This is a genomic window from Rhodoferax sp., assembly GCF_023700745.1.
Taxonomy (GTDB): domain Bacteria; phylum Pseudomonadota; class Gammaproteobacteria; order Burkholderiales; family Burkholderiaceae_C; genus Rhodoferax.
Map to the genome: position 1 here is coordinate 405,221 of NZ_JAMPYG010000001.1, position 13,668 is coordinate 418,888.

General features: G+C 61.3%; 11 protein-coding genes, 1 tRNA gene and 2 riboswitches. Of the genes, 4 read left to right on the forward strand and 8 right to left on the reverse strand.

Annotated features, from left to right (window positions below; all coding sequences use genetic code 11):
* Position 1: 1 nt before the first annotated feature.
* From NDJ10_RS02010 to NDJ10_RS02035, 6 genes are read right to left on the reverse strand one after another with little or no spacing between them, the layout of a single operon-like run.
* Entirely contained in the window at positions 2–1,081 is a 1,080-nt protein-coding gene (locus NDJ10_RS02010) for an iron ABC transporter permease (protein ID WP_296159389.1), read from the reverse strand.
* Positions 1,078–1,953 (reverse strand): helical backbone metal receptor, encoded by an 876-nt coding sequence (locus tag NDJ10_RS02015; RefSeq protein ID WP_296159390.1) that lies wholly within the window; start codon positions 1,951–1,953, stop codon positions 1,078–1,080. Before NDJ10_RS02015 ends, NDJ10_RS02010 begins: the two co-directional genes overlap by 4 nt.
* On the reverse strand, positions 1,950–2,534 hold the full coding sequence (gene cobU / locus NDJ10_RS02020; protein WP_296159392.1) for a bifunctional adenosylcobinamide kinase/adenosylcobinamide-phosphate guanylyltransferase: 585 nt from the start codon (positions 2,532–2,534) through the stop codon (positions 1,950–1,952). The genes NDJ10_RS02015 and cobU overlap by 4 nt, the downstream gene beginning before the upstream one ends.
* Positions 2,527–3,342 carry an ABC transporter substrate-binding protein gene (locus tag NDJ10_RS02025; RefSeq protein ID WP_296159393.1) on the reverse strand — a complete coding sequence of 272 codons (816 nt, stop codon included), beginning with the start codon at positions 3,340–3,342 and terminating at the stop codon, positions 2,527–2,529. Before NDJ10_RS02025 ends, cobU begins: the two co-directional genes overlap by 8 nt.
* A complete protein-coding gene (locus NDJ10_RS02030; RefSeq protein WP_296159394.1) occupies positions 3,339–4,694 on the reverse strand; it encodes a cobyrinate a,c-diamide synthase in 1,356 nt (451 codons plus the stop codon). Before NDJ10_RS02030 ends, NDJ10_RS02025 begins: the two co-directional genes overlap by 4 nt.
* A 12-nt stretch (positions 4,695–4,706) precedes the next feature.
* Positions 4,707–6,566, reverse strand: a complete 1,860-nt coding sequence (locus NDJ10_RS02035; RefSeq protein ID WP_296159395.1) for a TonB-dependent receptor — start codon at positions 6,564–6,566, stop codon at positions 4,707–4,709.
* 75 nt (positions 6,567–6,641) lie between these two features.
* Positions 6,642–6,876, reverse strand: a riboswitch (cobalamin riboswitch).
* A 9-nt stretch (positions 6,877–6,885) separates the two neighbouring features.
* Positions 6,886–7,074, forward strand: a riboswitch (cobalamin riboswitch).
* 52 nt (positions 7,075–7,126) lie between these two features.
* Between NDJ10_RS02035 and bluB the strand changes: the two genes are divergently transcribed.
* The 3 genes from bluB (at position 7,127) to NDJ10_RS02050 (ending at position 10,474) form a co-directional block, all read left to right on the forward strand.
* Positions 7,127–7,864, forward strand: coding sequence for a 5,6-dimethylbenzimidazole synthase (bluB, locus tag NDJ10_RS02040; protein WP_363318683.1), 738 nt, complete (start codon positions 7,127–7,129; stop codon positions 7,862–7,864).
* Positions 7,865–8,116: 252 nt separating this feature from the next.
* Positions 8,117–9,004: an MBL fold metallo-hydrolase gene (locus NDJ10_RS02045; RefSeq protein ID WP_296159397.1), complete on the forward strand. Its 888-nt coding sequence runs from the start codon at positions 8,117–8,119 to the stop codon at positions 9,002–9,004.
* 15 nt (positions 9,005–9,019) lie between these two features.
* The gene (locus NDJ10_RS02050) at positions 9,020–10,474 is read left to right on the forward strand and encodes an NAD(P)H-hydrate dehydratase (protein WP_296159399.1); all 1,455 of its coding nucleotides are present in this window, start codon (positions 9,020–9,022) and stop codon (positions 10,472–10,474) included.
* Between the two features lie 8 nt (positions 10,475–10,482).
* Here the strand turns inward: NDJ10_RS02050 and NDJ10_RS02055 are convergent, their stop codons facing one another.
* Both NDJ10_RS02055 and rnr read right to left on the reverse strand, forming a co-directional pair.
* Positions 10,483–11,241, reverse strand: coding sequence for an SDR family oxidoreductase (locus tag NDJ10_RS02055; protein ID WP_296159400.1), 759 nt, complete (start codon positions 11,239–11,241; stop codon positions 10,483–10,485).
* 24 nt (positions 11,242–11,265) lie between these two features.
* On the reverse strand, positions 11,266–13,563 hold the full coding sequence (rnr, locus tag NDJ10_RS02060; protein WP_296159430.1) for a ribonuclease R: 2,298 nt from the start codon (positions 13,561–13,563) through the stop codon (positions 11,266–11,268).
* A 23-nt stretch (positions 13,564–13,586) separates the two neighbouring features.
* On the opposite strand from rnr, the gene NDJ10_RS02065 reads away from it, so the two are divergent.
* Positions 13,587–13,668: transfer RNA gene (locus NDJ10_RS02065), tRNA-Leu, on the forward strand.

Genomic DNA, 13,668 nt, shown 5'->3' on the forward strand with positions numbered 1-13,668 from the left:
TTCACAGACCACCTCCGGCTGTGATGCGGCTGTTGCGGCGCATCAGCCACAGCAGGTAACCGCCGCCCAGCACCGCGGTCAATACCCCGACCGGCAGTTCTTGCGGGGCCAGCAGGCCGCGCGCCAGAATGTCTGCGCTCGTCAGCAACACGCCGCCCACGAGGCTGGACAAGCCCATCAGCCGGCCATGCGTGGTTTTGATGACCGAGCGCACCAGGTGCGGCGCGGCCAAGCCAACAAAGGCGATCAGCCCCGTTTGCGCCACCGCCGTGCCGGTGGCCAGCGCCAGCACCGCCACCAGGGCCAGGCGCAACGGGGCCAGCGGCAGGCCCAGGCTGTGCGCGGTGGCCTCGCCCAGGCTCAGTCCATCCAGCACCCGCCCCAGCAAGCCGGCGCAGAGCACACACAAGCCCAGCACCCCCAGCATCAGCGCGCAGGCCGTCCAGCCGACAAAGGCGGTGGAACCCAGCATGAAGGCCTGCATGGCCTGCAGCGAATCGGGCGAGGCCAGCAGCACCAATTGGGTGGTCGCACCCAGCACCACGCCCACCACCACGCCGGCCAGCAACAGGCGCAGCGTATGCTGCACCCCGCGTGACAAGGCCAGCGTCAACAGCACCGCCAACACCGCACCGGCAAAGGCCGCACCGGTCAGGCCCAGGCGCACCAGCACGCTGCCGGAAAACACGCTGACCACCGCGCCGCCATTCATCATGTTGCCACCCAGCATGCCCACGCCGCCGCCCAGCACAGCCAGGGCCAGCGCCACGCCCAGCGACGCGCCGGAAGCGCTACCAAGCAAATACGGGTCGGCCAGCGGATTGCGAAACAGCCCCTGCGCCACCGCCCCGGCCAACCCCAGCAAGGCGCCCGCGGTCCACGCCCCGAGGGTGCGCGGCAGGCGGATCTGACCCACAATTTGTTGCGCCATGGCGGTGGCGGACGGGTCAATCTCCGTATGCCAAAGGGGCGCCAGCAGATTCTCAAAGCCGGTGCTGCCCACGCACACGCCCAGTGCCAGCAGCCCCAGGCTCAGGGCCAGCAAAGCCCCCACCAGCGGTGACAGACGCTGTAAGGTCACGGCATCCCCTTGCTGGCCGCCGGCGGCGCTTTGTCTGCCAGGCACTGCGCCATCAGCCGCGCACCTTCAGCCATGCGCGGACCCGGACGCACCAGCGCGTTGGCCTGCTCGGTGGAGAAAATGCACAGCCGGTTCTCGCGCACGGCGCGCATGCTGTGCCAGCCGGGGCGCTGCGTCAGGCCGCCCGCGCTGCGCTCGCCGATCATGATCACGTCCGGATTGGCGCGCACGATGAATTCGGGGTTGAGCTTGGGAAACGGCCCGAGCGCGGCGGGCACGATGTTTTTCACCCCTAGGCGCGCCAGGGTTTCACCAATGAAGGACGACTCGCCCGCCGCGTAGGGGCCCTGGTTGACCTCAAAGTAGACCCGCGTCGCACGAGCGCTGGCTGACAGCGACTGCGCCGCCGCCGACACCGCCGCGTCGATGGTGCGCCAGATGCTGGCGGCGTCCGCCACAGCCAGCACCTGACCAATTTTGAGCATCACCCGCTGCACGTCGGCATGGGTTTTGGGCTCCAGCGACAGCACCCGGATGCCCAGCGTGCGCAGCCGCTCGCTGGCACGCGAAGAGGTGGCCATCAACACCACGTCGGGGCGCAGGGCGACAATGGCCTCGATGTTCGGGTCGAGTCCGCCGCCCACTTGCGGCAGCTTCTTAAGGCTGACCGGGTAATCCGAATAACGATCCACCCCCACCAGCCTGGCACACTGGCCCAGCGCGCACACGGTCTCGGCCAAGGAGGGCAACAGGCTGACGATGCGTTGCGGCGGCTGCTCAAAATGCACCACCACCCCGGCGTCATCGGTGACCTCGTACGCGTGGGCCAGTGCGGCAAAAAACGTCAGGGTCAGGCATATCAAACGCTTCATGACAAGTCCTTCAACGTCAGGGGCAGGCCTGCAGCCATCAGCGTGGCGCGCGCGCAGGCGGCGGCCACCTGCTGGTTGAGCAGGCCCAGCGCATCGACAAACACGCGCACCTCGCGCCCCAGCGGGATCACGCCCAGGCCAATCTCGTTGCCCACCAGCACCAGTGGCCCGGGGGCGTCGGTGATCGACTGCAACAGCTGCCCCGTTTCAATGGACAACGCTTGTGCGCGATCCGCCGCATTGGCATGCACCGGCATGAGCCAGTTGGTCAGCCACAGCGTCAGGCAATCGACCACGATCAGGGTGTCAGGGCTGCTGTGGCGCTGGATGGCCTGTGCCAAGTGCAAGGGCGCTTCCACCGTCGTCATGTCTGGCACGCGCTGCGCACGATCTGCCTGGTGGCGTGCAATCCGCTGCGTCATCTCGTCGTCCCAGGCTTGCGCGGTGGCAATCATCACCGCGCGGTGGCTGCCAGATTGCGCCAGCCAGCTTTGCGCCAGATTTTCGGCACGGCGCGATTTGCCGCTTTTCTGGCCACCCAGAATGAGTTCGCTGCGGGCGATGTCCATCTGCTTACCCATGGGCCTGATGCCAGGCCATCACGATGCGGTGCAAGGCCGCGACGCCGTCAGTCAGTGCAGCCGGGCCGGGCTGCAGGATGTCAGCCGACTTGATCTCAAAAATCTGCCCTGTTTTCACCGCCGTGACATCGCCCCAGCCGGGCCGCGCCGCAACCGACTCGGGACGAAACTTCTTGCCGCACCACGAACCAATGATGATGTCGGGGTTGCGCCGCACGATCTCGGCGCCCTCTGCGATGATGCGGTTCTTGCCCAACGACTGTGCCGCCAGCTCAGGAAAAATATCGTCGCCCCCGGCGATGCCAATGAGTTCCGACACCCACTGGATGGCGCTGATGTGCGGCACATCCCACTCTTCAAAGTAAATTTTTGGGCGGCGCGGCAAAGCAGTGGCCGCCTCAGCAAGCGCTGCCAACTGCTGCTGCATGTTCGCAATCAGCGCCAGGCCCTGTGCGCCCTGCCCGACCATGGCTGCCACCTGAAGGAGCATATCAAAAATCTGCGCCACGCTGCGCTGGTTGAACACCGTGACCGGCACCCCGGCACGGATCAGCGCGGCAGCAATATCGGCCTGCATGTCGGAAAAGCCCAGCACGCAGTCAGGCTCCAGCGCCAGGATCTTGTCGATCTTGGCGCTGGTGAACGCGCTCACCCGCGGCTTTTCATCGCGCGCCCGCCGCGGCCGCACGGTGTAGCCCGAGATGCCCACAATGCGGCTTTCCTGCCCCAGCAGGTAGAGCCACTCGGTGGTTTCCTCGGTCAGGCAGACGATGCGCTTCGGGCCTTGGGGCATGAACAACAGACTCATACCCGCACCTGCGCAGTAACAGACACAGCGGGCGGCGAAAACAGTTCCACCACGGCATCCGGACAGGAGTCAAACCACGCATGGAAGTAGCTGGCGCGCACACTGCCATGCTGCCATAGCGGCTCACCCGCATCGGGCAACGGATCGGTGTCCGGGCGCGCGGTGCGGACCACGTTGTGCAACGTCGTCTCGGTGGTGGAGTAATGAAAAGTGTGGCCGCGCAGCGTGCCACTGGCAAGCGCGAGCTGCTGCGGCCCCAGGGCAGCCAGGCGCTTGTGCATGGTGACCACTCCGGGCAACAAGCCCCACAACGGGTACGATTCACAGCCGGAAGTGACCAAGGTGTCAAACAGCGTCATCATGCCGCCGCACTCGGCCCACACCGGTTTGTGTTGCGCCACATGCGCCGCCAGGCTGTCACGCAGCGCCGTGTTCGCGGCCAGTTGCGCCGCGTGCAATTCTGGATAACCGCCGGGCAACCAAACCGCGTCGCAGGGTGGCAAGGCAGAGTCGTTCAAGGGCGAGAAAAACACCACGTCAGCGCCCAGGTCGCGCAAGCAATCCAGGTTGGCCGCGTAAATGAAGCAAAACGCCGCATCGCGCGCCACGGCGATGGTTTGGCCTTGCAACAACGGCTGGATCCGCTGCACGGGCGGCGCGGCGGTGAAATCCACCCGCCACCGTTGCCAATCGTCCAGCGTCATCTTCCCTAGCGGCGTTGCGGCCAGCGCATCTGCCGCTGCATCGAGTCGATCCAGGGCGTCCACCACCTCGCTGGCCACCGTCAGGCCCAAATGCCGCTCGGGCAGGACCATGGCCGGATTGCGTATGACGGCGCCCAGCCACTGTTCTGGCTCCCGCACACTTGAGCGCAACATCTCCGCGTGACGCTCACTGGCGACCCGGTTGGCCAGCACGCCAGCCCAAGGTACATCTGGCTGGTAATGCTGCAAGCCAAACGCCAGCGCGCCAAACGTGCCCGCCATGGCCCCGGCATCAATCACCGCCAGCACCGGCAAGCCAAAACGCTGTGCCAGATCGGCCGCGCTGGGTGTTCCGTCAAACAGGCCCATGACCCCTTCGACCAGGATCAGGTCCGCCTCACGTGCTGCCGCGGCCAGCCGCGCGCGGCAGTCGGCCTCGCCATTGATCCACAAATCAAGCTGATAGACCGGTGCGCCGCTGGCGAGTTCATGCCAGACCGGATCCAGAAAATCAGGCCCGCACTTGAACACCCGCACTTTTCTGCCTTGGCGGGCATGCAACCGTGCCAGGGCAGAAACGATCGTGGTTTTGCCCTGGCCTGAGGCGGGTGCTGCGACGAGAAGGGCGGGGCAGGTGCGGTGGTTCATCAAGACGCTCGTTTACTTGGGTGACCAGGTCAAGCCCAGATACACGGTACGTCCGGCTGTGGCATAACCATTGGCCAGCACATAGTCCTTGTCGGCCAGGTTGCTCACCCGGGCCAGCAGTTGCCAGTCTCGCGCGATCGATCGGGTTGCGGTCAGGTTAAGCAGCGAATAGGGCGCTAGGCGAATAGAGTTGGAGGCGTTGTCGAAGCGTTCACCAGCATATTGCCACTCTGCTCCCAGTCGCCATTCACGCATGGGCATGTCCACGGTCAGAGTCGCTTGTTTGCGGGCACGCCGGGCCAGCACCTTGTCGGTCTGCGTGTTGATCGGGTTCATCCAGTCAATGGAAGCACCCCAATTGATCCCTGCCCATTGCGTTGATCCTGTGAGGGTGGTACCAGACAGGCGCGCCTGGCCGGTGTTGCCGTAACAACCCGCATACGTGCCCGTACCGTTCACACATGAACCCGGTCCGGTCACGTAGTTGATCAGGTTTTCCACATCGTTGCGGTAAACCACCAACGCGGCTTGGTTGTAGCCGGCTTGCCAACGGATGGCAGCCTCGGTGTTGTCCGATGTTTCCGCTTTCAAAGCGGGCACGCCGTAGATGCTGAACCGCTGGAAAAGCGTAGGAACCCGAAAACCAGTGCTCTTCGAAACCATTACCCTGAGGCCCGGAACCAACTCATACCCATAAGCCAATGATCCGGTCGACTTGTCGCCAAACTCGCTGTCGTCGTCCTGGCGGGCGTTCACTTGCAGGGTGTGGGCACCGCTGCGAAAACCATAGCCTAAGGCCACGGCATTCTGGCTGCGCTGGGTGGTTTTGGGGGAGGTACTGGCGTTTTCCAGCTCGTCTTCGCGCCGCTCCAGGGCAGCGGTCAACAAGCCTGGCCCAACGCGCCACTCGTTGTGCAGCAAATAACTGTTGACCTGCGTGTCCGTCACATAAACAGAAGGGGTCGTCTCGTAGTGATCGGTTCCACGGGTCAATGACAAGCGGGAACTCCAGACATCACTCCAGCGGGCGGTCCAGTTCAACCCAATGGTCTGCAAGTGCCGCTGCGTTTGATCATCTGCTGCACTCACGGGGTTGGCGTCGTAACCAGCCTTCAGGTCGTTGTCTAACGCGGTCAGCTCTAGCTTGTGGCCGGGTTGCAGCTTCCAGCCCAAACGCCCGGAAAAAGACCGGCTGCGGGCGCCATCACGGTCCGGATTGCCGGATGTCTTGGCGTTAAAGCCATCGGTTTCGCTGTGCCCCAAACCCAGGGCATAGTCCACGTCATCAGAGCCACCCAGCAGCGAGGCGTTAACTTCCCGGGTGTTGTTGCTGCCAAGGCCCACACTCACTGACGGTGCAAACCCTTTGACGCCCTGCTTGGTAAATATCTGCACCACTCCGGCAACGGCGTCAGACCCGTAAATAGCTGCGGCCGGGCCACGCAACACCTCGATGCGCTCCACCTGCAGCAGCGGGATGCTTTCCCAGGGTGCGCCACCTGTTGACTGCGAATCCACCCGCACGCCGTCTATAAAAACTGCTGTGAAGCGGCTTTCCGCACCCCTGATGTAAACACTGGTCGGTGTGGCAGCACCACCCGTCTGTGTGATGGTCATGCCAGGCAGGCGACTCAACACGTCGGCAACACCTGCTGCGCCGCTGCGCTCGATCACATCGCGGTCAATGATGCTGACGTCGGCCAAAACATCGGTCAACGGCTGCTCGGTTCGCGTCGCCGTCACCACCACCTCCCCCAGCGTTCCAGAGGCCTGGCCCTGCGCCAGAACCGGAAAAGCCGCAAAGACAGCCAAAACAGACGCGCACAAACGCACGGGTGTGCAACCGCGCTTGGAAAATACAAAAGTTTTCATAGTTGAGAAAAAGGACCATCAAAAGCTCTCACCGTCGTCCCCGACAGTGCCTGAGCGTCACGGTTGCACGCTTGCGCGCGCAGCCACCGTGTTGGCCGGTATCCGGGCTGGTGGAACAACCTCCATCGCCTTCCCAAGCGCGTGTTCAAAACGCTCAGTGGCTGTGATGGGAGCTGCGTCTTGCGACGCGTCCACTTACCGTTGCGGGGGCAGCGCAGGTTAGGTTTGGCATGAATGCCGCACCCTCCTGCTTCCCGTTGAACTGCGGTATGTGAACCACGCCGCGAGCACCAACGGACGGATTCTACAACTTCACCATTCATAATGGCGGCCTTCAGGTGCCCGTCGCTGCAAGGCGACAGGAGAATCGGGAAGGCGGTGTGATTCCGCCACGTGCCCAACGCTGTAAGGAGGATGACCCAGGCTTGATGCCACTGGCGTATGCCGGGAAGGCGCCTGGTTCAGATGAATCCGAGTCAGAAGACCGGCCTGAAAAACCATCAAGCTGCACGGCCAGGCAGCGCATTTATTTTTCACATGAGGGGAATGTCATGAAAACAATGTCGGCGCAAGCCATCCAGGAAACACACGCATTCACACAAGAAGCACGTGATGCGGTTTATCGAGCCATTTTTTCCCGCCGCGATGTACGTGGCCAGTTCTTGCCAACACCGGTTCCCGATGAGGTACTGAGTCGCGTTCTGACGGCCGCACACCACGCGCCATCGGTTGGCTTCATGCAACCCTGGAATTTTCTGGTTGTCCAGTCGGACCAAGTCAAGCGCCGGGTGCATGATGCGTTTGCCGTCGCCCATGCCGAGGCAGGAGAGATGTTTAAAGGTGAAAAACGCGATGTCTATCGGTCATTGAAACTCGAAGGCATTCTGGAGTCACCCGTTGGCATCTGCATCACCTGCGACCGCGAACGCAGCGGTCCGGTGGTGGTCGGACGTACCCACATGAAGACCATGGACCTGTACAGCAGCGTGTGTGCCGTCCAAAACCTGTGGCTGGCAGCGCGGGCCGAAGGCCTGGGGGTTGGCTGGGTGAGCATTTTCAACCAGGCCGAACTGCAGCAAGCACTGGGAATTCCGAACCGCATCACCCCCATCGCCTACCTGTGCGTCGGCTACGTCAGCCATTTCTATGCCAAACCGGAACTGGAAAGTGCGGGCTGGCTGCCCCGGCTGCCCATGGAAAATCTGGTGTATTTCAACCAATGGGGCAATCGTGATGACCAGCAACCCCTGATCGGGCACTTGCGCCGCGACCAGGCAGCCGCGCAGAAAACAGCATGACGCGTTGCCCCGGTTCAGGGAGAAACCGGCAATGCCAAGCTGATGGTCGGCAGTTTCACTAACATCGTGCGCCTGACCGCCGAAGGCAAGGCCAACGACTACCCATGGGATGGGTGGGACAAAACTGGTTTGAATAAAAATTTTCGCAGTACGATTAGTACCCATGCGCGTTAAAGACACAAAGACACAATACAAAAGCTTGCCTTTCAGCTTGCAAGCGTGCCCATGGTTTGCAAAATCCAGAGGTGTGGCATGAAAGTCAAATTTTGGGGAGTTCGTGGTTCCATTGCCTCGCCAGGCCCCAAAACCGTGCGTTATGGCGGCAACACCACCTGTATTGAAATTCGCACCGACAACAACGAACTCATCATCATTGATGCCGGTACCGGTATTTTCCCGCTATCGCAAACTTTATTGAATGAATTGCCCGTCACAGCACATGTCCTGATCACCCATTCGCATTGGGACCACATTCAGGGTTTGCCGTTCTTCCTGCCCAACTTTATTGCCGGCAACACCATGCGTTTGCATGGTGCTTTTGATTCGGTTTCAGGCAAGGGCATTGAACAGGTCATGGCGGTGCAGCTTCAGTACAGTTACTTTCCCGTGCGCGAAGAAGAAATGAAAGCGCGCATCGAGTACATCACTTTGGCGCCAGAGCAAAGCATCCGGATCGGCAGCGCCACCATCACGCCTTACGTGATGAGTCATCCGGTGGTTGACTTTGGCTACCGGATTGAAGAAAACGGGAAGTCTGTTTTTTTCACAGGTGACCATGAGCCTCCCTACAACATTTATGCGCCGGATGAAGCCGGTTTTGCGCAATGCCAAGCTGAGATAGAGGCCAAAAATGACTACCTGATTCGCGCCATGCAAGGGGTCGATGTGCTGATTGCAGATTGTTCCTACACCAGCGCCGAATACCCGGCCAAACAAGGCTGGGGGCATGGCACCTACCATACCAGTATCGAGTACGCCAAAAAAGCGGGGGCCAAAACGCTGTTTTGCACCCATCATGAACCCACCCGCAGCGACGATGCCCTGGAGGCTGCTTTTGCCGAGGCCCTGGCAGATCACCCGCGCCACGCCGGAGACCCCGTCTATCGCCTGGCCCGCGAAGGTGACTGCTTTGAGTTCTGATCTTTGAGTTGTGCCGTGCAACAGGTCACATTTAGCAATCGGCAAGCGCTGCATGACGTGACAGCAACGCGGCAACTCGAACAACAAGCACAGCAAGCCCTGCCCCCGCATACCCTGATGGCACGCGCCGGTCTGGCTGTGGCCAAACTGGCGCTGGCCATTGCCCCCCATGCCCAACGCATCTGGATAGCGGCCGGCCCGGGCAACAACGGCGGCGACGGATTGGAAGCGGCCATGCATTTGCAGCGCTGGGGCAAACACCCTCAAGTGAGCTGGCTGGGAAATCCCGAGCAGGCCCCCGCCGACACAAAAATTTCGCATCAAAACGCCATCGACGCTGGCGTGCAATTTGTAGATCAGCTCCCGCAACAGATTGACTTGTGCATCGATGCACTGCTGGGCATTGGCTCCCAATTACGGGAGCCTGCGGGACTCATGGCCGATTGGATTGCGCACATCAACAATCTGGGCACCCCTGTGCTGGCCGTTGACGTGCCAACCGGTTTGCAGGCAGACACCGGCGCCGCCGGCGCGAGCCACGTCAAGGCCAGTCACACCCTGAGCCTGCTAACCCTCAAGCCCGGGCTTTTTACCGCCCATGGCCGCGATCTGGCGGGCAGCGTCTGGCTGGACGATTTGCAGCACAGACAAGCAGATGCCGTATCGGTGGCTCCCAGTGCCTGGCTGGCGGGCCAAATGACAACAGCAACCCGAACGCACGCCAGCCACAAAGGCAGTTATGGCGATGTGGTCGTGATCGGCGGCGCCCAAGGCATGACGGGTGCCACGCTGTTGGCCGGTTCCGCAGCATTGCACGGGGGGGCGGGCCGGGTGTTTGCCAGCCTGCTTGACGCGCAAGCTTTGCCATTTGATACAACCCAACCTGAACTGATGTTCCGGCATTGGGACACCTTGGCGTTGGACAACATGAGCGTGGTGTGTGGCTGCGGTGGCGGCACCGCCATAGCCAAGCATCTGCCGCTGCTATTCAAGTCTGCCAAACACCTGGTCATGGATGCCGATGCGCTCAATGCCATTGCCCAATCAACCCCGCTCCAGGAGCTGCTCTGCGCACGTAGCCAACAGCAACGCGCCACCATCCTGACGCCGCACCCGCTGGAAGCCGCCAGGCTGCTGGCATGCAGCACGGCGGAGGTTCAAGCCAACCGGCTCGAAGCGGCGCAGCAACTGGCCCGGCGTTTTGCCTGCACTGTCGTGCTCAAAGGCTCCGGCACGCTGATTACCCAACCCGATACAACGCCTGTCATCAACCCAACCGGCAACGCCAGATTGGCCACCGGCGGCACCGGTGACGTGCTGGCGGGTTTGATCGGCGCGCGTTTGGCTGGTGGTCTGAATGGCTTCGATGCCGCCTGCCAGGCCGTCTATCAGCATGGCCAGCTCGCAGACTTCTGGCCGCGGGATCAGGCGCTGACGGCTTCGCAACTGGCCAAAGCGCTGACTGCGTAAGTCAAGTTTTAACCGCGCCCGGCAAAAGGCATGTTGGTGGCCATCACGGTATGAAACATGACGTTGGCCTGCAAGGGCAAATTGGCCATGTACAGCACCGACTGGCCTACTATCGCCACGTCCATCACCGGCTCAATGGCCGTGGTGCCGTTGGCTTGCAAAATGCCGGTCTGCATGCGCTGTGTCATATCGGTGGCCGCATTGCCAATGTCAATTTGACCTACCGCAATGCTGTACTTGCGACCATCAAGCGAAGCGGTTTTGGTCAGGCCCGACACGCCGTGCTTGGTGGCGGTGTAAGCCACCGAATTGGGGCGCGGTGTGGTGGCCGAGATGGAACCGTTGTTGATGATGCGCCCGCCCATCGGGCTTTGTGCCTTCATGACCCGAAAGGCCTGGCGCAGGCATAAAAACATGCCGGTCAAGTTGATGTCCACCACTTTTTGCCAGTCGGCCAATGCCAGGTCTTCCAACAGCACACCGGGCGGTGCATTGGTGCCGGCGTTATTGAACAGCACATCGACCCGGCCAAATTTTTCGACGGCCGCATCGAACAAGGCCACCACCGAAGCCTCCTGAGCGACATCGGCAGCCACCGCCAGGGCGCGCTCAGGCGCGCCAGACAAGGCTGCCACATCCAGCAAAGGCTGCAGCCGTCGCCCCGCCAGCACCACCTGCCAGCCACCGGCCAGCAAGGCCAGCGCGGCTGCTTTGCCAATACCCGAACCCGCCCCGGTGACCAGGGCAACTTTGTTTGTTTCTGTCATGATTTTCAATTGGTTTAAGTTTTTTTAACTGCGGCGACGTGGTTTACGCGTCTTGTCTTTGGCTTTGCCTGGGGCTGGTGTCTTGATACCACCGGCGCGCTTGGGGGCTCCTGCGCGCGGCAATGGCTCCGCCATGTTACGGCTGCGCAGCCCTGCCTTGGTCTGGCTGGCATCGTCATCGAACACTTTCCGATCCGTGCCCTCATGTGCCAAATCCCTGTCTTTCGACAAACGGGGCAGCAGACCATCGGTCTCGGTCAACAACCGGAAATCAATGCGCCGCCCATCGAGGTCGACCCGGCTCACCTGTACCCGCACCCGGGTACCCAGCACGTAACGCATGCCGGTGCGCTCACCGCGCAGTTCCTGCCGCGCTTCATCAAAGCGGTAATACTCGCCACCCAGCTCGGTAATATGGACCAGGCCCTCGACGAACATGGCATCGAGCGTGACAAAAATACCGAAACTGGTCACGGCACTGACCACACCGCTGAACTCCTCGCCCAAATGCTCGCGCATGTACTTGCATTTGAGCCAAGCCTCGACGTCCCGGCTGGCCTCGTCGGCACGCCGTTCGTTGGCACTGCAATGCAGGCCGGCAGCCTGCCAGGCCTGCATGTCGACACTGGGCTTGCGGGGCTTTTGACCAGGTTCCTTGACCCGTGAAGCCAGGTTTTTCTCCAGCCGCTTGGACAACTTGGCGTGCGCTTCACCCGGTGTCGGCAAGTTCGGCAACTGGTATTTGCTCTTGAGCAAAATCGCCTTGATAACCCGGTGCACCAGCAAATCGGGGTAACGCCGGATCGGGCTGGTGAAGTGGGTATAGGCATCGAACGCCAGGCCAAAATGGCCACTGTTTTCGGGCGTATAGATGGCTTGCTGCATGGAGCGCAACAGCATGGTGTGAATCTGCTGCGCGTCCGGACGGTCCTTGGTGGCGTTGGCAATGGCCTGGAACTCACCCGGTGCCGGGTCGTCGCTGATGCTCATGCCAATGCCGGTGATTTTCAGGAAATTACGCAGAATTTCAATTTTTTCGGGCGTAGGGCCTTCATGCACCCGGTACAAACCGACGTGTTTGCCTTGCGCAATGAAATCGGCGCTGCAGACATTGGCTGCCAGCATGGCTTCTTCAATGAGCTTGTGAGCGTCGTTGCGGGTACGCGGCACAATTTTTTCAATGTGGCCCGCGTCGTCGCAAACGATCTGGGTTTCCACCGTTTCAAAATCAACAGCGCCACGGCGCGCGCGCGACTTCAGCAGTGCGCGGTACACATCGTGCAGATTCATCAAATCTGGGATGCGCTCCTTGCGCCTGGAGGCCTCGGGGCCGCGGGTATTGGCCAGAATCGCAGCCACCTCGGTATAAGTAAAACGCGCGTGGCTCCACATCAGCGCCGGATAAAACTGGTAAGCCGTCACCTCGCCGTCGGGGCTCACCATCATGTCGCAGACCATGCACAGGCGCTCGACCTCGGGGTTCAGGGAACAGAGTCCGTTGGACAATTTTTCCGGCAGCATCGGAATGACACGGCGTGGGAAATAGACACTGGTGGCCCGGTCGTAGGCATCAATGTCAATGGCCGAGCCGTTTTCCACATAATGGCTGACATCGGCAATGGCCACCAGCAAGCGCCAGCCGGACACGGCCGCCTTGCCCCGGCCGATCTTGACGGGCTCACAATAGACCGCATCGTCAAAGTCGCGCGCATCTTCGCCATCGATGGTGACCAGCGGCACATCGGTCAGGTCCACGCGATGGTTTTTGTCCTGGTCGCGCACCGCATCCGGCAAGGCCCGCGCCTGCGCAATGCAGGCATCCGAAAACTCATGCGGCACGTCGTACTTGCGCACGGCGATTTCAATCTCCATGCCGGGGTCATCCATTTCACCCAGCACTTCCTTGATGCGACCAACGGGCTGCCCAAACAGCGCCGGTGGCTCGGTCAATTCGACCACCACCACCTGGCCCACCTTGGCCAGGCCGGTGGCGGCTTTCGGAATCATCACATCCTGGCCGTAACGCTTGTCTTCGGGCGCCACAATCCAAATGCCGCTCTCGCACAACAAACGCCCGATGATGACCTGGGTGCTGCGCTCCATGATCTCGACGACACGCCCTTCGGGCCGACCTTTGCGGTCGCTGCGCACAATACGCACCTTGACGCGGTCCTTGTGCAGAACAGCGCGCATCTCGTTGGGCGGCAGGTAAATGTCGGACTCGCCGTCATCCCGGATGACAAAACCGTGACCATCACGGTGCCCTTGAACTATTCCCTCAACTTCTTCCAACAATGCGCTGGTTTGCTTAATATTTTTGATACAATGCCTTTCTTTCCTGAAATGCCCAGGTGGCGGAATTGGTAGACGCACTAGTTTCAGGTACTAGCGAGTAACTTCGTGGGGGTTCGAGTCCCTTCCTGGGCA